Origin of the sequence: Mesorhizobium sp. M0771, assembly GCF_040320155.1 — a bacterium.
Classification (GTDB): domain Bacteria; phylum Pseudomonadota; class Alphaproteobacteria; order Rhizobiales; family Rhizobiaceae; genus Mesorhizobium.
In genome coordinates this window covers 216,899-238,839 of sequence record NZ_JAMYPC010000010.1, presented here as the reverse complement: position 1 = coordinate 238,839, position 21,941 = coordinate 216,899, and the positions used below count along the sequence as shown (strand labels likewise).

Below are 21,941 nucleotides of genomic sequence, written 5' to 3'. Positions count from 1 at the left end.
GATTTGTATAAGCTACAGAGTTACTGGGGGCCGACATCCACTCCGTCGACCCCCACTCCGTCGAGCTTCGCTCGACACCTCTCCCCCGATCAACGGGGGAGAGGAAGGGCTCCCTTCCGCAACCGCTGCGGAGGATGGGCAGGCAGGTGAGGGGCAGCGCAAACGTCCGCAGGAGATTCAAACCCTGAAGCGCTGCCTTAGACCGATATGCGAGATTGATCCGAGCTGGCGCGCCAGCGCCACTTATGTCCAACACGGTACGAATCCGGCCGATGCAAAATCGTTACCTGCCCTATTTATTGACCTTGCCCAGCCTGTTTCTGGCCGCGGTCGTCATCTTCTGGCCGGTCTGGGACCTGATCCAGATATCGACGCATGATGTCAGCCGTTTTGGGCAGCTGCGCGACTTCAACGATTTCGCCAATTATTCCGCCTTCCTCGCCGATCCCGATTTCCTGGCGGCACTCTGGCGCACCGGCCTGTGGACCGTGCTGGTGGTCGGCGGCGCGCTGCTGTTGTCCGTCCCCGTGGCGATGATCCTCAACACCGATTTCTACGGCCGCGGCATTGCCCGCGTCATCATCATGCTGCCCTGGGCGGTGTCGCTGACGATGACGGCGGTGGTCTGGCGCTGGGCGCTCAACGGCGAAAGCGGGATGCTGAACTCGGCGCTGATCGGGCTTGGCCTGATACATGAAAACATCCAGTGGCTGGCGCGCGCCGAGACCGCCTTTCCGATGCAGGTGCTGATCGGCATATTGGTGACGGTGCCGTTCACCACCACGATCTTCCTCGGCGGCCTGTCGTCGATCCCCGACGACCTCTACGAGGCGGCCGCCCTGGAAGGGGCGACGCCGCTGCAGCAGTTCCGCGAGATCACCTTTCCGCTGCTGAAGCCGTTCATCAACATCGCCATCGTCCTCAACACCATCTACGTCTTCAATTCCTTCCCGATCATCTGGGTGATGACGCAGGGCGGGCCGGCCAACTCGACCGACATATTGGTCACCCATCTCTACAAGCTGGCCTTCCGCATCGGCAAGCTGGGCGAAGCATCGGCGGTGTCGCTGCTGATGTTCGCCATCCTTTTGATCTTCACCATGATCTATGTGCGGCTTGCCATGCGGGAGCAGCGCACATGACGCCCAAGCTGAAGCGTACGATCATCGCATGGCTGCTGCTTTCGCCGCTGCTCGTGGTGACCATCTTCCCCTTCGCGGTAATGTTTTTGACCGCGGTCAAACCGCGGCAGGAGGTGCTGTCGCCGACCTGGTGGCCAAGCGAATTCCACTGGTCGAATTTTGCCGACATGTGGGTGGCGACCGGCTTTGGCCAGGCGCTGGCCAATTCGCTCTATGTCTCTGTTATCGCCACCGTCGGCGCCATCCTGATCTCGGTGCCGGCCGCCTATGCCATGTCGCGGTTTCGCTTTGCCGGCTATGGCGCCTTCCGCCAGTTCCTGCTGATCTCGCAGATGATCTCGCCGATCGTGCTGGTGCTCGGCCTGTTCCGGCTGATGGCGGCCTGGGGTCTGATCGAATCCACGACCGCGCTCGGCGTCATCTACATGGCTTTCAACGTCGCCTTCACCGTGTGGATGCTGCAAAGCTATTTCGACACCATCCCGCGCGATCTCGAGGAAGCAGCGTGGATGGAAGGCGCCGGCCGCTGGCTGACCTTGCGAAAAGTGTTTCTGCCGCTTTGCCTGCCGGCAATCGCGGTGACCGCCATCTTCACCTTCATCAACGCATGGAATGAGTTCGTCGTTGCGCTCACAATGCTGCGCAGCCAGGAAAGTTACACGCTGCCGATCCAGGTGTTCTCGCTGGTCGCCGGCCGCTACACGATCGAATGGCACCATGTAATGGCGGCGACGCTGCTGGCGACGCTGCCGGTGGCAATCCTGTTCATCTGGCTGCAGCGCTATCTCGTCCGCGGGCTGGCGCTCGGGGCCGTAAAATAGCAATTCCAGGAAAAGTGTGGAGCGGTTTTCCGTCCGGAATTGCGAAAAACAAATAGCCGTACGGAGTTTTCATGCGCATCTTCACCGCCTCGCTGGCGACCGAAACCAACACCTTCTCGCCGGTGCCGACCGACCGGGCGTCGTTCGAGATGGCGTTCTATGCCGGGCCGGGCAAGCATCCTGATACACCGACCTTGTGCTCCTCGCCGATGGTCGCGCTGCGCCGGCGTGCGGCTGCCGAAGGGCTGACCGTCATCGAAGGCACCGCCACCTGGGCGGAGCCGGGCGGGCTGGTGCAGCGGCAGACCTATGAGGCGTTGCGTGACGAGATTCTCGGCCAGTTGAAGGCAGCCTTGCCGGTCGACGCCGTCATCCTCGGCCTGCACGGCGCCATGGTGGCGCAAGGCTATGACGATTGCGAAGGCGATCTGCTGGAACGGGTTCGCGCAATCGTCGGGCCCGACGTGGTGATCGCGGTCGAGCTCGACCCGCACAGTCATCTGACCCCAAAGCGCGTCGCGGCATGCAATGTCATGGCCTATTTCCTCGAATTCCCGCACACCGACTTCTATGAGCGCGGCGAACATGTCGTCGAGCTTGGATTGGCGGCGGCGCGCGACGAGATCAAGCCGGTGATCTCGACGTTCGACTGCCGCATGATCCAGGTGCTGCCGACCAGCCGCGAGCCGATGCGCTCCTTCGTCGACCGCATCAAGGCGCAGCACGGCAAGGACGGCGTGCTGTCGGTCTCGGTCATCCATGGCTTCATGGCCGCGGACGTGCCGGAAATGGGCACGCGCATCCTGGTCGTGACCGACAATGACAAGGCCAAGGGCGATGCGCTGGCGGAGAGGCTAGGGCACGAGCTTTACGCCATCCGCGAAAGGACGGCGATGACGATGCTGAACACCGAGGACGGCATCGCGCGGGCACTGGCCGTGCGCAAGGAAAATCCCGGCAAGCCGGTTGTGATTGCCGACATCTGGGACAATCCCGGCGGTGGCGTCGCCGGCGACGGTACGGTCGTGCTGCGCGCCATGCTGGAACAGGGCGTGGACAATTTTGGCGTGGCGACGATCTGGGACCCGATCGCCGTCACATTTTGCCAGGCGGCAGGCGAAGGCGCCGTCATCGACCTGCGCTTCGGCGGCAAGGCCGGGCCGCTGGCCGGCGAACCGATCGATGCGCGCGTCGAGGTGTTGAAAGCCGTCCCCGAGGGCTGGCAGAGCTTCGGGCCGAGCCGGGTGACGCTCGGACCGACGGCGCTGGTGCGGTTCGAAGGCACCGAAATCGACATCATCCTCAACACCAACCGCACGCAGACCTTCGAGCCGGATGTCTTCTCCAACATCGGTGTCGATCCGTTGTCGAAGGACATATTGCTGATCAAGTCGACCAACCATTTCTACGCCGGCTTTGAACCGATCGCGGCGGAGATCATCTATGTCTCGGCGCCGAGCTCGTATCCGAGCAATCCGGCGGTGACGGATTACAGGAAGCTGACGCGGCCGGTGTGGCCACGGGTGGCGGATCCTTGGCGCTGGTGATCTCCCCACTTGAGGGGGAGATGACGCCAAAGGCGACAGAGGGGGTCCTCGCGCGTGAAGCGCCGACCTTCATCTGCCGCAGGAGGTCGAGCCCAGTCGGACCGACCCCCTCTGGCCGCTTTGCGGCCATCTCCCCCCTCGAGGGGGGAGATAAGCTGGCGCTATAGCAATCCCCGCTTCACCATCATCGCTTCCGGCGAAGGCATGTTGCCGCGGAACGCCGTGTACAGCTCCTCCGGATCCTTCGACCCGCCGGCGGCATAGATATTCTTCCGCAGCCGTTCCGCCAGCGCCGGGTTGAAGGGATCGCCAGTCTCCTCGAAGGCGGCGAAGGCGTCGGCGTCGAGCACTTCCGACCACATGTAGGAATAGTAGCCGGCTGAATAACCGTCGCCGGAGAAGATATGGCCGAAATGCGGGGTGCGATGACGCATGGCGATGGTGTCGGGCATATCAAGCTTTTCCAGCGTTTCGGCTTCGAAACGCAGCGGTTCCGCCGGCGCATCCGGCCGCGCGTGATACGCCATGTCGATCAGCGCCGACGCTGTGAACTCGACCGTGGCGAAACCTGCGCCGAACGTGCGGGCGGCCAGCATCTTGTCGAGCAGCGACTTCGGCATCGGCTTGCCGGTCTTAACATGCAGCGCATGCTTTTCCAGCACTGCGGGCACCGTCAGCCAGTGCTCGTAGAGCTGCGAAGGCAGTTCGACGAAATCGCGGGAAACCGAGGTGCCCGCCACCGACGGCCAGGTGACGTCGGTCAGCATGCCGTGCAAAGCATGGCCGAATTCGTGGAACAGGGTCTTGGCCTCATCGACCGACAGCAGCGCCGCTTCCCCCGCCGGCGGCTTGGCGAAGTTCATGATGTTGTAGATCACCGGCTTTGAGCCATCCCCAAGCTTGTAGCCAGACTTCAGCGCGCTCATCCAGGCGCCAGAACGCTTCGAGGATCGGGCGAAATAGTCGGCGAGGAACAGGCCGCGCTCGCTGCCATCGGCGTTCTTCACCACGAAGACGCGCGCGTCGGGATGCCAGGCGGCGATGCCCTTCTTCTCCTCGAAAGTGATGCCGAACAGTTTTGTGGCGACGTCGAAGCAGGCGTCGATGACCCGGTCGAGTTGCAGATAGGGTTTCAGTTCCGCCTCGTCGAAGTCGAATTTTTCGGTGCGCAATTTCTCCTGGTAGAAGCGCCAGTCCCAGGCGGCGAATTTTTCGTTGCTGCCTGCCTTGGTCGCCAGCCGCTCCAGCTCCTTCTGGTCGGCGGCGGCCTTCTCCAGCGCTTTCTCCCAGACCGGGTCGAGGAGGTCGTGCACCGCCTTCGGCGTCTTGGCCATGGTGTCGTCGAGCTTCAGCGCGGCGAACGAGGCATAGCCGAGCAGCCTGGCCTTTTCGGCGCGCAATTTCAGCATGTCGCGCACCACTGCGGTGTTGTCGCTGGCGCCGCCATTCTGGCCGCGCATGGTGAAGGCGCGGAAAGCGGTCTCGCGCAGATCGCGGCGTTCAGAAAAGGTCGTGAACGGCTCATAGATCGAGCGCGACAAGGTGACGGCGTAGCGGCCCTTCTGGCCGCGCGTCTCAGCGGCTTCGGCCATCGAACTCTTCACGAAGTCCGGCAGGCCCGCAAGATCAGCCTCGTCGAGGAAAAGCGCCCAGTCGCGCTCGTCGGCCAGCACGTTCTGGCCGAAGGTCGTGCCGAGCGAGGACAGCTCCTCGCTGATGTTGGCCAGCCGCTCCTTGCCGTCGGCGTCGAGTTTTGCGCCCGATCGCACAAAGCCTTTCCAGGTCTTCTCCAGCACCCGCAGCGTCTCGACGTCGAGTTTTAGCGTCTCCCGGCGCTGGTAGAGGTCGTCGATGCGGGCAAACAGTTTCTCGTTCATCGAGATCGCCGAGAAATGCCGCGACATCTTCGGCGAGATCTCACGCTCCAGCGCCTGGATCGCATCGTTGGTGTGGGCGCCGGCCCGGCACCAGAAGATCGACGAGACATGGTCGAGCGGCTCACCGGCGAGCTCGAGGGCTGCCAGCGTATTCTCGATGGTCGGCGCATCCTTGTTGCCGGCGATCGCATCGATTTCGGCGTCATGTGCCTTCAGCGCCGCGTCGAACACCGAGGAGAAATCGTCGTCGCCGATGCTGGCAAAATCCGGCAGGCCGAGCGGCCCTTGCCATTTGGTCAGCGGATGGGCGGCGAGATCGACGGTTTTCGTGGACGGCATGGGGGATCTTTCGATGATTGGCGGAGCTTGCTGACCGATGTAGGGCGATGACTGGCGCGGCGCAACAGCGCGGCCGTTCAAGCCCGCGTCAGAAGCCGTCGCAATTTTCCGCGATCGCCGCTTGCGAACTGGCGGTGATGCGGTTGCCGGTGACGGCGAACGTTTCCTGCATCAGCATGTCATTGTTGGGGAAATCATAGCAGGCGATGACAGTGGTGACGCCGGCCTCGCTCTTTTCGACGCGATGCCGGATTGCGGCGCCGGCGACCGCGCCCTTCCATTCGTTGATCGACGCGATGAACTCCTGCTTCGACTGCACGACGCCGAGATCGTCGAGCTTGATGCGGACATCGTCGGCGAGCAGGTCCGACAATTCGGTGCGATCGGCGACCAGCAGCGCCGAATACCAGCGGTCGATAATGGCGCCGTCATCGGAGCGGGCAGGGACGAGCGAAATCAGCAGCGCCGCTACGGCGAAAGCGATCGCACGCCAAACCCGCATTCTTCCCTCCTCTTATTTGACCATGCCCTTATCCGAAAACCGGTTCCCACTTTTCGGGATCATGGGTCTACGTCAAATCCGGCCGCTCGAAGTCGCCAGTGTCCTTGTTCATCACCCAGAGCTCGCCTGTCGAGATGTCGAACCAGGCGCCATGCAGCGACAGCCGCCCCTTGCCTTCGAGGATGGAGACGCAAGGGAAGGTCCTGAGATTGGCGATCGAATAGCGGATGGAAATCCGCTCCAGCGCCGTCTGCCGTTCGGTTGTCGTCATGAACGTGCTGGACGAAACGGTTTCGGCCGCCGGCGCGATCAGGCTCATCCATTTGCCGATGAAGTCGCCGGGCGACAGCGGCGCCGAATTGGTGTCGAGCGCGGCGCGGATGCCGCCGCAGCGGCCATGGCCCATCACTACGATGTTTTTCACCTTCAGGCTCTGCACGGCGAATTCGAGCGCGGCCGAGGTCGAGTGGAACTCGCCGTCCGGCGCATAGGGCGGCACCAGATTGCCGACATTGCGCAGGACGAACAGTTCGCCCGGACCGGCGTCGAAGATCGCCTCGGGGGCAGAGCGGGAATCGCAGCAGGCAACGATCATGGTTTCGGGCGCCTGCCCTTCGCGGGCGAGCTCGCGATAGCGTCCGCTCTCGGTGAGATAGCGGCCATTCATGAAGTTGCGGTAGCCGGTCCAAAGATGTTCGGGGAGATGGGGCATGGGCTAGGGATGAAGCCTTTCGGGGTTAGCGACGGCAGCTCATTTCAAGTTAGAAAGGCTCTAACGGCAAATGCCCGTCGCGGGCAATGCCGAATTGCGGATGGCTTCGTCGCAAATCGCCATGCCGCACGCATGGCTCGCCGCTTGCCTCACGCCCAGATCGCCAGGGGAATGCCCAAACGGTCGGCAAGCGGCGGGTCGGGAAACGGCTTTGCCTCGCCGCCGGCAATGCGTCCGGCAATCAGCATCATCGCTGCGGCGTCGAGGAAATCGTCGGCGGCAGCACCGCGTTGCGGCGGCTGGTCAAGGAAAGCTCTGGTATAGCCGTGCCGGCAGAGCAGTGCCTTGCGCTCTTCCATCCCGGCAGGATTGACTGCGCCCTTGATCTTCTTCGGCAGCGTCATCGGTTTTTCGCCGTTCAGCCGGCAGAAGGCCACTTCGGGGTGCGATTCGAAGACGCGGCGGCGCAGTTGCGGACGTGCGATCAGCAGCGCGTCGATCTCGCGTACCTTGGCAAAGATGCCGAAGGCCTGGATCGAGACGCCGCGTGGCGGATCGGAGGTCGCCTTGGCCACCTCGCTGGCGCGCCGATGCGCCTCATACCAGGCCTCGACCGTGGTGAAGTCGCTGATGTCGGCGTAGAGGGCCGCGCGGGACGAGATAGAGAAGACGCTGGATTGCCGTGCTCCGAGCATTGGCCGTACCAAGGTCTCCGGCCCGCGCCCGCCTCTTTGCGAGACGTCCGGCAGGCCGATCGGCATCTCGACGGCCACTGTCGCATCGGCGGGCAAGGCGTCGAGCAGGGTCGCAAAGCTGGGAAAGACGCGGACTGACGGCGCGACATCCAGATCGCGGCGGACGGCGATCCAGCCGGCCTTGCAGCCGTCGACCCCGACGACCACGGTCGAGATCACGCCCGGCGGTCCCGCCCCGGATGGGTGAGGTGGCGCAGCTGCACCATCGCCATCGGGTGCGACAGGCTCTGGGCATCGGTTTCAAGCTGCAGCTCGTCGCCGCCACGCTTGGCGGTTCGCGCCAGGATTTCGTAGACGGCGGCGGTGGTCGATTGCAGCGCCTTGATCGGCGGCTGTCCCGACAGGATGCGGGCGAGATAGACGGCCGCAGTCAGGTCGCCGAGGCCATTCGGCGGCTTGTCGATGAGGCGGTGTTCGGCCAGCAGCGCCTGGGTGCCGTCAAGCAGCAGATTGCCGGTGCCGCCGGTCATCATCGACTGTGCCGACGTCACCAGCATTGTTGACGGTCCGGCATGGAGGGCGGCCGAGATCACCGATTTCAGATCGGGCAAAGGCGCGCCGGCCATCCACTCCAGCTCATAGCGGTTGGGGGTGGCGATGTCGGCGATCGGCATCAGCCGGTCGCGCATCGCGGCGGCCGTCGGCTCGGGCACATAGAGCCCGCCGGAATCGCCCATCACCGGATCGCATATATAGATCGCGTCCGGCGTCTTGGCCTTGACTGCCGCAACCAGCGAGGCGACGGCCTCGGCCTGGCCGGCCTCGCCGAGATAGCCCGACAGCACCGCGCCCACCTCGCCCAGCCAGGGCGCGCGCTCGAGATCGGCCATCAGCGCCTTGAACTGGTCGAGCGGCGGCACGATGCGCGTGGCGCGGCCATGGCCCGGATGCCAGGGCAGGATCACCGTCGGCACCGCCCACACCGGAAAGCCCAGCGTCTCCAGCGCAAACACGGCGGCGCGGTTGCCCACCGAGCCGCGGGCGACATGGCTGGAAATGACGATGACCGCGCGCGGCGCGTCGGCTTTTTCGCTGTTCATGGAAAATCCTAGATGCGGATAATTTTTCGCTGAATCGTCATCCTGGTCTATCTCTTTGGTTCGAGCATGATCTCCGGACAAAACGGTTCCCGCTTGTCCGAGAAAACCGGTTCCCACTTTTCAGGATCATGCTCTAGCTGCCCCGGGAGACGTAGTACACGAGCCAGATCAAAAGGCCGAGGGCGACGATGAGCCCAAGTGCGCGACCGATGCGGGTGCCCCAGACCTCGATCGGATCGGATCGGTCGGCCTCCGCTGCGGTAACATGATCGCGCGCGCCTTTCGCTGCCCGTGACACCAGCGATGCGCCGCCAAGGCCGCCCTCGTTCGCCACGCGCTCGATAATGCGGCGCGATTCGCTGTCATCGTCGCGGCCTTCCGCCATGGTCCTGTCCTGTTTGCCGGCAACCATACCGTGTTCGCGCGATCAATCACAGGGCCTCGCCGGCGCATGAATGCGCGCCAGGAATGCGCGCCAGCGGCAGACATTTTCTTGAGCGCGGATTGTGCTAATGCTTCGCATGCAACTTCTGTCGAGGGACCTCACCATGTTTGCCCAGCGCCTTGCCTTCCCTTTCCGCAGTCTGCCGGCCGTGCTGATGTTGGCCGTCGTGCTGCCTCTGCTCGCCGGCTGCGGCTTCAACACCATCCCGACGGCGGAGGAAAACGCCAAGGCGGCATGGAGCGAGGTGCTGAACCAGTATCAGCGTCGGTCCGACCTCATTCCCAATTTGGTCGAGACGGTGAAGGGCTATGCCTCGCATGAAAAGGACACGCTCGATGCGGTGGTCGAGGCGCGCGCCAAGGCAACGCAGATCACGGTGACGCCGGAAACGCTGAAGGACCCCGAAGCGCTCAAGAAGTTCCAGGATGCGCAATCAGGGCTGACCAGCGCGCTGTCGCGGCTGATCGCGGTGTCGGAGGCCTATCCCGACCTCAAGGCCAACCAGAATTTCCTGGCGCTGCAGGCGCAACTCGAAGGCACCGAGAACCGTATCGCCGTGGCGCGGCGCGACTACATCCTGGCGGTCAAGGATTACAATCTGACGCTGAGGACCTTTCCGTCGGTGCTATGGGCAACCTTCTGGTTCCGCAGCAACGAGCCCTTCGCCAACTTCACCGTCGAAGAAGACAAGATGCAGCCGCCGAAGGTCGATTTCGGCACGAAGCAGGGCGGGTGATGACGTCTGGGTGAGCTTGGCCTTTGCCAGCCTTGCGTTCCTTCACACCCCCCTCTGTCCTGCCGGACATCTCCCCCTCAAGGGGGGAGATCAGCTGTCTTCTGTCCTTGCGCCAATTATCAGCGTTGCCGGCTGAGCGTCGGCAGCGAGATTGCCAATCTCCCCCCTCGCGGGGGAGATGTCCGGCAGGACAGAGGGGGACGCGAAGGAACGCCAACCTTGGTGTTCTTCTCGCCTTTCTGGCCGTCTTCCTGCCCCTCACCGCCTTCGCCGCCGACCTCCCCGCGCTGACCGGCCGCGTCGTCGACAATGCCGGGATCATCGATGCAGGCACCAAAGCCGCGCTCACCCAGAAACTCGCCGACTTCGAGACCAGAGGCTCCGACCAGATCGTCGTCGCAACCATCCCCAGCCTCGACGGCGAGGAGATTGAGCCTTACGCCAACCGGCTGTTCCGCTTCTGGAAGCTCGGCCAGGCCAAGGAAAACAACGGCGTGCTGCTGCTGGTGGCGCCGAACGACCGCAAGATGCGCATCGAGGTCGGCTATGGGCTGGAAGGCACGCTGACCGATTTGCACACCAAGCTGATCATCGAAAACGACATGGTGCCGGCGTTCCGCGCCGGCGATTTCTCCGGGGGCATTTCCAAGGCCGTCGACGACATGGTGATGGTGCTGGAAGGCAATCCGGAGGAATTGGAGGCGCGCGGCGAGCGCAACCAGAAGCCGCCCATCAATACCGACAATCTGTTCTTCGGCGTCTTCATCAGCATCTGGGCAATCATGTTCTTCGGCAGCATGGCCGCCTCCATCCTGCCGCCGATCTTCGGCCAAAAACTCGGTCCCGGCCGCTATCGCTGGCTCGGCATGACATTCGAGCCGGGCCGGCGGTCGTCCAGCGGCGGCTGGTCTTCGGGCGGGGGCGGCTGGTCGTCGGGTTCAAGCGGTGGTGGCGGCTTTTCCGGCGGCGGCGGTTCGTCCGGCGGCGGCGGCTCCTCGGGAAGCTGGTGAAGAGATGACCACACGCATCGCCAATCCCTGGCATGGCCGCTTCGCCACGATGACCGGCGCTGCCTTGCTGGTCTTGCTCGTCAGCGTCGCGGCGCTGGCAGCGGAGCTGCCCGCCCTCGCGGGACGCGTGGTAGACAATGCCGACATCATCGATGCCGCGACCGAGGCGGCGCTCACCCAAAGACTGGCCGATTTCGAGACCAAAGGCTCCGACCAGATCGTCGTCGCGACGGTTCCCAGCCTCGACGGCGAGGAGATCGAGCCTTACGCCACCCGGCTGTTCAACGCCTGGAAGCTCGGCCAGAAGGCCAAGAACAATGGCGTGCTTCTGCTGGTGGCCGTGAACGACCGCAAGATGCGCATCGAGGTCGGCTACGGGCTGGAAGCCACGCTCACCAACCAGCACGCCACACGGATCATTGAAGGCATGGTGCCGGCCTTCCGCGCCGGGGATTTCTCCGGCGGTATTTCCAAAGCGGTCGACGACATGATCATGGTGATTGAGGACAGTCATGGTGGTTGAGGGGAGCTGGTGACGGCATGACAGTACGCGTCTTCAATCCGCCAAGACCTGGCCGCGCAGCCGCGACGATCGGCATCGCCCTGTTGACGATGCTCACCATGCTGTTTGTAGCCTTGGCGGCAGACCTGCCGGCACTCACCGGGCGGGTGGTCGACAATGCCGGTATTATCGACGCCGCGACCAAGGCGGCACTGACGCAGAAGCTCGCGGATTTCGAGACCAAAGGCTCCGACCAGATCGTCGTTGCCACCATCCCCAGTCTCGGCGGCGAGGAGATCGAACCCTACGCCAACCGGCTGTTCCGCTTCTGGAAGCTCGGCCAGGCCGGCGAGAACAATGGCGTGCTGCTTCTGGTGGCGCCGAACGACCGCAAGATGCGCATCGAGGTCGGCTACGGGCTGGAAGGCACGCTGACCGACCTGCACACCAAACTGATCATCGAAAACGACATGGTGCCGGCGTTCCGCGCCGGTGATTTCTCCGGCGGCATTTCCAAGGCCGTCGACGACATGGTCATGGTGCTGGAAGGCAACCCGGAAGAGCTGGAGGCGCGCGGCAAGCGCAACCCGGCCGACCGCAGCACGCCCATCGATCCCGTCGTCGCGGTCTTCCTGATCCTGTGGGCGGCGATGTTCTTCGGCGGCCTGGCGATGGCCTTCCTGCCGCCGATCTTCGGCACCAAGCTGTCGCCGGGGGTGTATAAATGGCTGGGCATGACCTTTCGCTACGGCCAGGGGCCGAGCGGATCGTCCTCGGGCTCCAGCAGCTGGACAACAAGTTCGTCGTCGGGCAGCGGATGGTCATCGGGAAGTTCGGGCAGCAGCTGGTCTTCGGGCTCAAGCAGCGGCGGCGGGTTTTCAGGCGGCGGCGGTTCGTCTGGCGGTGGCGGGTCTTCAGGGAGCTGGTGAGAGAAGATGGCAACACGACCGATCAGCCCACAGGACCATGAGCGCATCGCCACCGCGATCCGCGCGGCCGAGGCCAAAACCGACGGCGAGATCTACTGCGTCGTTGCGCATGCCAGCGACGGCTATTTCTTTCCCGCCGCCTTCATGGCGACATCAGGCATGCTGATTGCCAGCCTCGCCGTCGCTTATGGGCTGGAAGCCTGGTGGCTGTCGATCCGGCTGCCGCATTTCGTCATTGTCCAACTGCTGGCACTGGCCTCGGTGTTGGTGCTTTTGTGGGCGCTGCCGGGCTTGCGCATCCATCTGGTGCCGCGCCGGCAGCGTTATCAGGCGGCACATCACAATGCGCTCAGGCAGTTCCTCGCCCGCAATGTCCACCGCACCACGGCGCGCACCGGCGTGTTGGTCTTCGTGTCGATCGCCGAGCGTTATGCCGAAGTGGTCGCCGATTCGGGCATCGACAGCAAAGTCGGCCAGCATGTCTGGGACGGCGTGGTGCGCGATCTCCTGCAGCATGCCGGTGACGACCGGCTCGCCGACGGCTTCGTCAAGGCGATCGGGCAGGTCGGCGCGGTGCTGGCCGAGCATTTCCCGGTGACGTCGGGCGACGCCAATGAACTGGACGATCATCTCGTCGAGATCTGAAAAGCCAGCACGCGCTACCCGGACGGACGCCTGACCGCGCCGGCTGGGTGCGTTTTCCAAGCAGGCTTTGCCCATTGTCAGCAGCGTCGCGATCGGCTGTGAGAAAGCGGTCGGCGGGCTGACCTCGACTCTTGCAAATGGCCGATGCGGGTTTATGGTTAACAAATCATGAATACGCTGAGCATCGACATCAGGAAAGCCGAACCGCGCGACGCTGGCGCCATTGCGGACGTGCACCAGCAGGCTTGGGAGGGCGCCTATTCCGGCATCATCCCGCATCGCTCGCTGACCTCGATGATCAACCGCCGCGGCGCCGACTGGTGGGCCAACGCCATCCGCCGCGCCGCCACCGTTCTGGTGGTCGAGATCGGCGGCACCATCGCCGGCTATGCCACGATCGGCAAGAACCGCGCCCGCGAGCTGAAGCAACAGGGCGAAATCTACGAACTTTACCTGCGTCCGGAATATCAAGGCATCGGGCTCGGCAGCCGGCTGTTCAAGGCGGCGCGGGCGCGGCTTGCCGACCACGGGCTGAAGGGAATGGTGGTGTGGGCGCTGGAAGACAACCAGAACGCACTTTCCTTCTATGCCGGCGCGGGTGGTCGTGACGTCGCCGAAGGCGTCGAGATTTTCGAGCAGAGGGCGCTCAAGAAGGTCGCCTTCGTCTGGGAATGACCGGCTTCGGTTACAAATCATCATAAACCGTGCGCTTCCGTTAGCGCTTCGCACCAATCGCCGCATTGCACCATGCTGCGCCGCCCGCTATCGATCTTGGACATCGAGAGAGGGATTTAAGCCATGCGAATCGAAGCCATTGCCATCGGAAAGAACCCGCCCGAGGACATCAACGTCATCATCGAGGTGCCGATCGGCGGCGAGCCGATCAAGTACGAGATGGACAAGGAGGCCGGCACGCTGTTCGTCGACCGTTTCCTGCACACCTCGATGCGCTACCCCGGCAATTACGGTTTCGTGCCGCACACGCTGTCGGGCGACGGCGACCCGATCGACGTGCTGGTCTGCAACACGCGCGCGCTGGTGCCGGGCTGCGTCATCAATGTGCGACCGATCGGCGTGCTGGTGATGGAAGACAATGCCGGCCAGGACGAGAAGGTCATTGCCGTGCCGTCGCCGAAGCTGACGCTGCGCTACGAAAACGTCACCGAATACACGCAGCTGCCCGAGATCACCCGCGACCAGGTCCAGCACTTCTTCGAGCACTACAAGGATCTCGAGCCCGGCAAATGGGTCAAGATCGAAGGCTGGCACGATTCGAAATACGCCAAGAAGATGATCGTCGACGCGATCGCACGGGCGAAGGCGGCGAAGTAGCGCCGAGAGAGGCCTGCGTCTCGTTCAAGTAAGCGGCAAACGCCAGCGCGAGGCACCCCCCTCTGGCCTGCCGGCCATCTCCCCCTCAAGGGGGGAGATCGGATGTCGCAACGGCTTTCGTCAATTTTCAGCGCCGAAAGAAAAGCGCCGCCAGCGAAGCTGCCAATCTCCCCCCTTGAGGGGGAGATGCCCGGCAGGGCAGAGGGGGGTGCCTTGCACCCACGTGGCTAGTTATCCACCCGACCAAACGCCGGCACGTTGCCGATGACGGTGTGCTTGTCCTTGCCACAGGCGAAACTCTTCGCCTTTTCGTCCGCCAGCTTGCGCGCCTGGTCGTTGGCCTGAGGGTTGCCGGTGGCCAGCACGAGGCCGATGGTGCAGCCGTCGCGGGCTTCCATCTGGGCGACCTTGGCGACCAGCAGCACTTCGGTCGGCTTGTTCTCATCCTCGGGATTGCTGATCGAGCGGCGGTGGATCACCGCGAAGGGAACGGCAACGTCGCCCTTGGTCTCGATGCGCCATTCGACCTTGGCGCCGGACGAGTTGAAGCCGGAAAAGCTCTCCCAGACCGAGGCCATCTCGCCGCCGGGCGGAAACCCGTAGAATAGCGATTCACGCGCATCGTCGTAGGCGATCAGCACGGGATAGCCGCGATAGCCGGAGCAGGCGAGTTCGGCCCAGTCGCCGTCACCTTCCTGCGCCTGCGCATAGGTGACGCAGTCCTTTTGCGAGTCGAGGTCGGTGTAGACGCTTGATATGCCGTCGGCATGGGCGGTTTGGGATAGGGCGGCGAGGGCGAATGGAACAAGCAGCAGGGTTCGCATGCGGACGTCTCCCGTGAAGTTCGCCCCAGCCTATCGCCAAATCTGCGGCCGGCCTAGCGTGCCAATCTCAACGTTGGCGCCGCCCACATCGCCCTGCCGGGCAATTCTCCCCTGAACGGGAGAAAGTGGCCGGCTGCGCCGCTGGCGACAACCTTGCAACGCTGGCAATTGGCGAAATCGTGATGAGAGCGTTCCTCGCCCCATTTCCGGGAAAGGATGCCGGCAGGTGAGGGGCGGCGCCAACGTTCGAAATGTTATTTCTTCAAGCTCGCCTCGATCAGCAGGTCGGCGTTGCGGGCGACCGCTGCCGCCGGGCCGCCGAGGCCGAAGAGCTGGCCGCTGATATAGGCGCCTTCGATCAACAGCAGCAGGCCGTCGCCGAGCGTGTCAGGGTCTTTAGCGCCCATCGCTGCGGCCATGGCGCGCAGGCGGTGGCGCAGCTCCTGCTTGTTGGCCTCGCTGACGACACGCGCCGGATGGCCATGTTCGGGATATTCCACCGCCGCGTTGGTCATGCCGCAGCCGCGATAGTCCGGCCTTTGCGTGCGCTTGCCGACGCGAGTCAGAAAAGCCCTGAGCTGTGCCCGCGGGTCGCCGGGATGGGCAGCCACGGCTTCGTCGAAACGCTCCCAATACTCACGGTCATATTGCCTGAGATAGGAAGCGGCGAGCTCGTCCTTGGAGGGAAAGCTGCGGTAGAGGCTGGGCTTGGTGACGCCGGCGCGCTTGACGATCTCGTCGACGCCGATCGCCCGGATGCCGCGGCGGTAGAACAGGTCGTAGGCCACGTCGAGGATTTTCTTGGCAGCCTTGGGCGGTGCGGCTGCATGACCGTCCTTGATGGTCAGTTCAATATTTTTGTCCGTTGGCATGGTATGACTCGATTGACGTGTTACCGATCGGTACGTATACATGCCTCACCCTGCAACGTACCGGTCAGTAACATGATAGCTCAATCCCGTCCCTTTGGCCAGCGCTACGCTTTCGTCGTGGTTGGCGTCATCTTCCTCTGCTTGTTGATCGCGGCCGGGCTTCGTTCCGCACCCTCGGTGATGATGCTGCCGTTGGATAAAAGCTTCGGCTGGGGGCGCGATACGGTTTCGATTGCCGCCGCGATCGGCATCTTCCTTTACGGCCTGACCGGGCCGTTTGCCGCCGCATTGATGGAGCGTATCGGCTTGCGCCGCACGCTGCTTGCCTCGCTTGTGATCATGTCGGGCTCGACCGCGCTCAGCCTACTGATGACCGAGCCCTGGCACCTGTTCCTCACCTGGGGCGTGTTTTCCGGCATCGGCTCCGGCGCGGTCGCCACCGTGCTCGGCGCCACCATCGTCAACCGCTGGTTCAAGACCAATCGCGGCTTGGTGATGGGGCTGATGTCGGCCTCCAGCGCCACCGGCCTGTTGGTGTTCCTGCCGCTGCTGGCATCGCTCGCCCAGTCGGGCGGCTGGCAGCCCGTCGCTACCGCCGTCTCGATCGCCACCGCCTGTCTTCTGCCGCTGGTCTGGCTGTTGGTTCCGGAGCGTCCCGCTTCGATCGGCATGGTGCGCTATGGCGCCGGGGCGGATGACGTGCCGCCGGTATCGCCGGCATCGCAAGGCAATTTCCTGGCGCATACGCTCAACACGCTGCGCCGCGCCGCCGGCACCCGCGTCTTCTGGTATCTGTTCGCCACCTTCTTCATCTGCGGCTTCACCACCAACGGGCTGGTCGGCACGCATCTGATCTCCTTCTGCGGCGACATGGGCATCCCCGAGGTACAGGCCGCGGGCCTGCTGTCGCTTATGGGCATTTTCGACCTGATCGGGACGACGCTCTCGGGCTGGCTCACCGACCGTTTCGACCCGCGCAAGCTGCTCGGCGTCTACTACGGCATTCGCGGCCTGGCGCTGATCTATCTGCCCTATTCCGGCTTCTCGGCGACCAGCCTGATCATCTTCGCCGTGCTCTACGGTCTCGACTGGATCGCCACCGTGCCGCCGACGCTCAGGCTCGCCAACGAGGCGTTCGGTGACCGCAGCGGCCCGATCGTGTTCGGCTGGATCGTCGCCGGCCACCAGGTCGGCGCCGCCACCGCCGCTGCCTTCGGCGGCACCATGCGCGAATTGCAGGGCAATTACGAACTGGCCTTCCTGATCGCCGGCATGACGGCGATCGTGGCTGCGTGTCTGTCGCTGCTGATCAATACGAGCAGGCCGGCTTTCGATCCGGAGCCGCAAGCGGCGTAGGGCGCGGTACTAATCTCCCGCTGGTGACGCTCGATCCGGTGCGGTCGGCGTAAGCCTTTGGGTCGGTGCGAAGGATCGCTATGCCTGGAATGGGCAGCCGTCAGTCCGGGTAGCAAACCGTCGGAATCTTCGGCCACACCGCGCTGTCGCAGCCTGCAACCTGCTGCCTCTGCTTGAAAGAGGCGCTGACCGGGCCGGTGACCACGGGGTCGACGCCATCAGGGGCGTCGGCAAACATCTGCTCGGCCGTCCGGTCGGACGACGAAGCCGGATTGGCTTCCTTCACCGTGGCGGCCGATTGAGCGGCATTGGCCGCCAGCACGGCAGCGAATGCGACCGAAGCGATGAGGGGCCAAAATCGGTTGAGTTTGTCGGTCATGAATTTCGAACTACCCGGGCCCAGAAAGGTTCCCGCCTTGGTTAACAAAACCATCTCACACCGAGATGCTTAAGATTTGATGAGTATTTGGTGGTGCGCCTCCTCTTTCGCAATTGCGAAAAACCCTGTATGAGCCGCGCAACCGAAAGAGGCGGCGCCTTTTGGCCTGCTGCCTGCAACGCTCCCGAGACCACAAAATGAAAATTCGTAATATCGCGATCATCGCGCACGTCGACCATGGAAAAACCACCCTCGTCGACCAATTGCTGCGGCAATCCGGTTCCTTCCGCGACAATCAGCGCGTCGCCGAGCGCGCCATGGATTCCAACGACCTCGAAAAGGAACGCGGCATCACCATCCTGGCCAAGGCGACCTCGGTCGACTGGAAGGACACCCGCATCAACATCGTCGACACACCCGGCCACGCCGATTTCGGCGGTGAGGTCGAGCGCATCCTGTCGATGGTGGATTCGGCGATCGTGCTGGTCGACGCCGCCGAAGGCCCCATGCCGCAGACCAAATTCGTCGTCGGCAAGGCGCTCAAGGTCGGCCTGAAGCCGATCGTCGTCATCAACAAGATCGACCGTCCGGACGCCCGCCACGTCGAAGTGGTCAACGAGGTGTTCGACCTTTTTGCAGCGCTTGACGCCACCGACGAGCAGCTCGACTTCCCGATCCTCTACGGTTCTGGCCGCGATGGCTGGGTCTCGGAAAATCCGGAAGGCCCGAAGGACCAGGGCCTGGCGCCGCTGTTCGACCTCGTCATCAAGCATGTGCCGGAGCCGACCGTTCATCCCGGCCCGTTCCGCATGATCGGCACCATCCTGGAAGCCAATCCGTTCCTCGGCCGCATCATTACCGGCCGTATCGAGAGCGGCACGCTGAAGTCCAACCAGGCGGTCAAGGTGCTCCACCATGACGGCACGCAGATCGAAACCGGGCGCATCTCCAAGATCCTCGCGTTCCGTGGCCTCGAGCGCCAGCCGATCGAAGAGGCGCAGGCGGGTGACATCGTGGCAATTGCCGGCCTGTCGAAGGGCACTGTCGCCGACACGTTCTGCGACCTGGCGGTGACCGAGGCGTTGCATGCGCAACCGATCGATCCGCCAACCGTGACCATGTCTTTCCTGGTCAATGATTCGCCGCTCGCCGGCACCGAAGGCGACAAGGTGACCAGCCGCGTCATCCGCGACCGCCTGCTGCGCGAAGCCGAAGGCAATGTCGCGCTCAAGATCGAGGAATCGCCCGACAAGGATTCGTTCTTCGTTTCCGGCCGCGGCGAATTGCAGCTGGCCGTGCTGATCGAGACGATGCGCCGCGAAGGCTTTGAAATCGCCGTGTCGCGTCCGCGCGTCGTCATGCAGAAGGGCGAGAACGGTGAATTGCTGGAGCCGGTCGAGGAAGTCGTCATCGACGTCGACGAGGAGCACGCCGGCATCGTCGTGCAGAAGATGTCGGAGCGCAAGGCCGAGATGGTCGAGCTGCGGCCTTCGGGCGGCAACCGTCAGCGCATCGTCTTCCACGCGCCGACGCGCGGACTGATCGGCTACCAGTCGGAACTGTTGACCGACACGCGCGGCACCGCCGTGATGAACCGGCTGTTCCACGCCTACCAGCCCTACAAGGGCGAACTGCCGGGCCGCACCAACGGCGTGCTGATCTCCAACGAACAGGGCGAGGCAGTGGCCTATGCCATGTGGAACCTCGAAGACCGCGGCCCGATGGTCATCGACCCGGGCGTCAAGGTCTATCAGGGCATGATCATCGGCATCCATAGCCGTGACAACGACCTCGAAGTGAACGTGCTGAAGGGCAAGAAGCTGACCAACATCCGCGCCGCCGGCAAGGACGAGGCGGTGAAGCTGACGCCGCCGATCCGCATGACGCTGGAGCGCGCGCTGGCCTGGATCCAGGACGACGAGCTGGTCGAGGTGACGCCGAAGACCATCCGCCTGCGCAAGCTCTATCTCGACCCGAACGAGCGCAAGCGCTTCGAGAAGTCGGCCAAAGTGGTCGGCGCGGCGTAACGGTTTTTGTTTTGGCGAGATGGGGACGACCCAACCCATCGTCTCGCCGAATGGGACAGGCTTCCCACTGGGAGCAGCCTGGCGCCCAGCCAGCCCAGCGGTGTCTCTTCAAAGGACCACAGCGGAAGCTCATAGTGTCATGATATTCTCGTTCCTCTCACTCCTCCGCACGGTATGCTAGCTGTGGGTGGAGGCGAGGAAACGGGTGTGCGAAATGCCGTTCGGGATTTCGTGCGGAGTCTTATGCAAGACGACACGCGGCGAAGGCTCGCAGCCCACAAAAAGCTTGTTGGATTTGGCAACGCGGCACTGCCGGCGATCGAGTATGAGCTGGCAAAGATCGATCTGGGTAAGGTTTCCCATCGCGAAGTTTCAACGGTTGTGGCGGGCCTCGCTACTGCCCTGCACGATATTAACGAAGATGCATCTCGACGATATATTTCGGATTCGCTTGCAGGACCGATAACTCCCCTTATGCGCGCTGCGCTCCGCAGCATCGTTCGCTTTGCGATGGACGACTGGCTGCGGTCTTCAGTTGGCGACATCACTGTTCTGGAGCATGGCAAGCTCGACAGTGGTTTGGAGGCGGCGCGGCACATTGGCCACTGGCTTGCAAATGTACCTGCAGCCGATCTGATTGGCATTTCGCGAATCTATATAATCCCGGAAATCCCCGAACCCGAGTTCGCCGGCACTTACCTCCAGACAGTATCGGTCATCGAGATTGTCTGGCGACGCCCATCCAAACATTGGATTGGCAACGCATTTCGCAGATTCATGATCGAGAAAACGCTCTATCACGAAATAGGCCACCATGCGCTGCAGCATGTCGAAATGGGACAAGACCCCGATCAGGAAAAGCAGGCAGACCGCTACGCATGGAAAATGATGCGCAGGGCACATCCCAATCTATGGATGCTTACTTTTCCTCTGCGGTTCCTTGGCGCGTCTGAACGACGGAAAAATGCCAAGGATTTGGAAGCCGTATAGGATGCGTTTCGAAAGGTCGGCCAAGGTGGTCGGTGCAGCTTAAGGGCGCGCAATGAGCGACAAACTGGTCACGGCTGCGGTATTCGACAATCGGCCCGAGGCCGCGGTCTGCATATCGATGCTTCAAGCCTACGGGATTTATGCATTTTCGGCGCATCTCGATACGAGCGGGCAAAGCCTGACCCATGTGCAGGTCGCCGACAGCGATCTCGAAGCGGCCAAGGGTTTGATCGCTTCGACCTCTGAAGAGAGCGATTAACCCCTGGCCGCAGCGGCTCATCCTCCGGCCGCCGAGATGATGACTTCGCGATCCGCTTCGCCGGCTAGGTCGATGCGGATGGTCGTCCCCTCGCGAGCCGGCTTGCGCAAAGCCTTGGCTCCCTCCGGAAAAGACGGTCAACACCAGCTTCTCCTCCAGTGCCTGAAGCCGCGACCGCGAGATGCCGAGTTCGCCGGCGAGCAGACGGCCGAGCCGCAGCGATGTCGGCATTTCCAGCCCAAGCCTGATTTCAAGCGCGGCTGCGGGTCGGCCTTCGCCGCCGAGCCGGTGTTTGTGAACGGCGACATCGGGAAACTCCTCGACGCGGCCGACCCGGTTTCGCAAAGCCACGACATCGAAGGCATGGCGGCGGGCGAGGGCCGGATCGTTGCTTTCGAGCGCTGCCAGCAGCGCGGGTTCGATGTCGCGGCGGTTGCAGCGTTCGAAAATGCCGAAATTCCACGAATTGTCGCAGTCGATGCAGCGATAGATCAGCCAGACATCAATGCGTTTGCCATTGGCGTTGACGCGGAATTTGTCGCTGCAGCGATAGGCTTTCACCGCGCTGCAGCGGTTGCAGTGGACCAGGGGTCGAGGCGCGATTTCGGGCGTGATTGCCCAGTGGATAGCGAGATGTTGGGACAAGCCGGAGGACCTTCCAGTGTGGAAGTTCTTCAGGTCGGCAATGGCGAGATGCCCATGCGGGCACGGCGTGGCGAGAGCTAGCTATGTCGGAAATCAGCTGTCACGGGCGGCAAAGCGCGCGACAACGGTTCAGCAGTGCCAAACCGGTCTCGAACCGCCGCCTGAGGAACACGTGAAATGGAGCAGGCACCGCTTAATGCGGCGCCCTGCCAAGTGTGATCAGGGGAGTTGGCGAGACCGGCGGTTACTGAGGCA

General features: G+C 63.2%; 22 protein-coding genes and 2 pseudogenes. 14 read left to right on the top strand and 10 right to left on the bottom strand.

Going from position 1 to position 21,941, the window contains the following annotated elements; all coding sequences use genetic code 11:
* The first annotated feature begins 272 nt into the window (after nucleotides 1–272).
* The 3 genes from NKI05_RS17780 to NKI05_RS17770 all read left to right on the top strand — a co-directional run bounded on the left by NKI05_RS17780 (nucleotide 273) and on the right by NKI05_RS17770 (nucleotide 3,510).
* Nucleotides 273–1,142 carry a carbohydrate ABC transporter permease gene (locus NKI05_RS17780; protein WP_023745368.1) on the top strand — a complete coding sequence of 290 codons (870 nt, stop codon included), beginning with the start codon at nucleotides 273–275 and terminating at the stop codon, nucleotides 1,140–1,142.
* Complete coding sequence (locus NKI05_RS17775; protein ID WP_023668609.1) at nucleotides 1,139–1,963, top strand: carbohydrate ABC transporter permease; 825 nt, start codon at nucleotides 1,139–1,141, stop codon at nucleotides 1,961–1,963. Before NKI05_RS17780 ends, NKI05_RS17775 begins: the two co-directional genes overlap by 4 nt.
* Nucleotides 1,964–2,034: 71 nt before the next feature.
* Nucleotides 2,035–3,510, top strand: coding sequence for a M81 family metallopeptidase (locus NKI05_RS17770; protein WP_023815298.1), 1,476 nt, complete (start codon nucleotides 2,035–2,037; stop codon nucleotides 3,508–3,510).
* A gap of 161 nt (nucleotides 3,511–3,671) precedes the next feature.
* Here NKI05_RS17770 and NKI05_RS17765 read toward each other — a convergent pair whose 3' ends face one another.
* From NKI05_RS17765 to NKI05_RS17740, 6 genes are all read right to left on the bottom strand, one after another.
* On the bottom strand, nucleotides 3,672–5,726 hold the full coding sequence (locus NKI05_RS17765) for a M3 family metallopeptidase (protein ID WP_023815297.1): 2,055 nt from the start codon (nucleotides 5,724–5,726) through the stop codon (nucleotides 3,672–3,674).
* 88 nt (nucleotides 5,727–5,814) lie between these two features.
* The gene (locus NKI05_RS17760) at nucleotides 5,815–6,228 is read right to left on the bottom strand and encodes a hypothetical protein (protein ID WP_023815296.1); all 414 of its coding nucleotides are present in this window, start codon (nucleotides 6,226–6,228) and stop codon (nucleotides 5,815–5,817) included.
* Between the two features lie 67 nt (nucleotides 6,229–6,295).
* Nucleotides 6,296–6,940: a carbonic anhydrase gene (locus NKI05_RS17755; RefSeq protein WP_023668613.1), complete on the bottom strand. Its 645-nt coding sequence runs from the start codon at nucleotides 6,938–6,940 to the stop codon at nucleotides 6,296–6,298.
* Nucleotides 6,941–7,089: 149 nt separating this feature from the next.
* Entirely contained in the window at nucleotides 7,090–7,854 is a 765-nt protein-coding gene (locus tag NKI05_RS17750) for a DUF429 domain-containing protein (protein WP_023700183.1), read from the bottom strand.
* Nucleotides 7,851–8,735 carry a pyridoxal kinase PdxY gene (gene pdxY / locus NKI05_RS17745; protein ID WP_023668615.1) on the bottom strand — a complete coding sequence of 295 codons (885 nt, stop codon included), beginning with the start codon at nucleotides 8,733–8,735 and terminating at the stop codon, nucleotides 7,851–7,853. The genes NKI05_RS17750 and pdxY overlap by 4 nt, the downstream gene beginning before the upstream one ends.
* A gap of 133 nt (nucleotides 8,736–8,868) precedes the next feature.
* Entirely contained in the window at nucleotides 8,869–9,120 is a 252-nt protein-coding gene (locus NKI05_RS17740; protein WP_023698736.1) for a hypothetical protein, read from the bottom strand.
* A gap of 163 nt (nucleotides 9,121–9,283) precedes the next feature.
* Between NKI05_RS17740 and NKI05_RS17735 the strand changes: the two genes are divergently transcribed.
* From NKI05_RS17735 to ppa, 7 genes and pseudogenes are all read left to right on the top strand, one after another.
* The gene (locus NKI05_RS17735) at nucleotides 9,284–9,916 is read left to right on the top strand and encodes a LemA family protein (RefSeq protein ID WP_023755947.1); all 633 of its coding nucleotides are present in this window, start codon (nucleotides 9,284–9,286) and stop codon (nucleotides 9,914–9,916) included.
* 239 nt (nucleotides 9,917–10,155) lie between these two features.
* Nucleotides 10,156–10,926: a TPM domain-containing protein gene (locus NKI05_RS17730; RefSeq protein ID WP_196814899.1), complete on the top strand. Its 771-nt coding sequence runs from the start codon at nucleotides 10,156–10,158 to the stop codon at nucleotides 10,924–10,926.
* Nucleotides 10,927–10,975: 49 nt separating this feature from the next.
* Nucleotides 10,976–11,431 (top strand): annotated as a pseudogene (locus NKI05_RS17725) (TPM domain-containing protein); the annotation flags it as partial.
* 35 nt (nucleotides 11,432–11,466) lie between these two features.
* Complete coding sequence (locus tag NKI05_RS17720; RefSeq protein ID WP_023815294.1) at nucleotides 11,467–12,357, top strand: TPM domain-containing protein; 891 nt, start codon at nucleotides 11,467–11,469, stop codon at nucleotides 12,355–12,357.
* 6 nt (nucleotides 12,358–12,363) lie between these two features.
* Nucleotides 12,364–13,002: a TPM domain-containing protein gene (locus NKI05_RS17715; RefSeq protein WP_023668621.1), complete on the top strand. Its 639-nt coding sequence runs from the start codon at nucleotides 12,364–12,366 to the stop codon at nucleotides 13,000–13,002.
* A 168-nt stretch (nucleotides 13,003–13,170) separates the two neighbouring features.
* Entirely contained in the window at nucleotides 13,171–13,677 is a 507-nt protein-coding gene (locus NKI05_RS17710; RefSeq protein WP_023668622.1) for a GNAT family N-acetyltransferase, read from the top strand.
* 123 nt (nucleotides 13,678–13,800) lie between these two features.
* Nucleotides 13,801–14,334 (top strand): inorganic diphosphatase, encoded by a 534-nt coding sequence (gene ppa, locus NKI05_RS17705; protein ID WP_023668623.1) that lies wholly within the window; start codon nucleotides 13,801–13,803, stop codon nucleotides 14,332–14,334.
* A gap of 227 nt (nucleotides 14,335–14,561) precedes the next feature.
* Here ppa and NKI05_RS17700 read toward each other — a convergent pair whose 3' ends face one another.
* Together NKI05_RS17700 and NKI05_RS17695 are read right to left on the bottom strand one after the other, a co-directional pair.
* A complete protein-coding gene (locus NKI05_RS17700) occupies nucleotides 14,562–15,158 on the bottom strand; it encodes a hypothetical protein (protein ID WP_023815293.1) in 597 nt (198 codons plus the stop codon).
* 254 nt (nucleotides 15,159–15,412) lie between these two features.
* A complete protein-coding gene (locus NKI05_RS17695) occupies nucleotides 15,413–16,030 on the bottom strand; it encodes a TetR/AcrR family transcriptional regulator (RefSeq protein WP_023698744.1) in 618 nt (205 codons plus the stop codon).
* A 72-nt stretch (nucleotides 16,031–16,102) separates the two neighbouring features.
* Here NKI05_RS17695 and NKI05_RS17690 point away from each other — a divergent pair, with 72 nt between their 5' ends.
* On the top strand, nucleotides 16,103–17,386 hold the full coding sequence (locus NKI05_RS17690) for an MFS transporter (RefSeq protein ID WP_023835196.1): 1,284 nt from the start codon (nucleotides 16,103–16,105) through the stop codon (nucleotides 17,384–17,386).
* Between the two features lie 100 nt (nucleotides 17,387–17,486).
* Here the strand turns inward: NKI05_RS17690 and NKI05_RS17685 are convergent, their stop codons facing one another.
* The gene (locus tag NKI05_RS17685; RefSeq protein ID WP_023753187.1) at nucleotides 17,487–17,765 is read right to left on the bottom strand and encodes a hypothetical protein; all 279 of its coding nucleotides are present in this window, start codon (nucleotides 17,763–17,765) and stop codon (nucleotides 17,487–17,489) included.
* Between the two features lie 197 nt (nucleotides 17,766–17,962).
* Here NKI05_RS17685 and typA point away from each other — a divergent pair, with 197 nt between their 5' ends.
* The 3 genes from typA to NKI05_RS17670 all read left to right on the top strand — a co-directional run bounded on the left by typA (nucleotide 17,963) and on the right by NKI05_RS17670 (nucleotide 21,041).
* Nucleotides 17,963–19,792, top strand: a complete 1,830-nt coding sequence (gene typA / locus NKI05_RS17680; protein ID WP_023681424.1) for a translational GTPase TypA — start codon at nucleotides 17,963–17,965, stop codon at nucleotides 19,790–19,792.
* Nucleotides 19,793–20,035: 243 nt separating this feature from the next.
* Nucleotides 20,036–20,782 carry a M48 family metalloprotease gene (locus tag NKI05_RS17675; RefSeq protein ID WP_155929590.1) on the top strand — a complete coding sequence of 249 codons (747 nt, stop codon included), beginning with the start codon at nucleotides 20,036–20,038 and terminating at the stop codon, nucleotides 20,780–20,782.
* A gap of 52 nt (nucleotides 20,783–20,834) precedes the next feature.
* On the top strand, nucleotides 20,835–21,041 hold the full coding sequence (locus tag NKI05_RS17670) for a hypothetical protein (protein WP_023688850.1): 207 nt from the start codon (nucleotides 20,835–20,837) through the stop codon (nucleotides 21,039–21,041).
* 204 nt (nucleotides 21,042–21,245) lie between these two features.
* Here the strand turns inward: NKI05_RS17670 and NKI05_RS17665 are convergent.
* Nucleotides 21,246–21,602, bottom strand: a pseudogene (locus tag NKI05_RS17665) (DUF1062 domain-containing protein); the annotation flags it as partial.
* Nucleotides 21,603–21,941 lie beyond the last annotated feature (339 nt).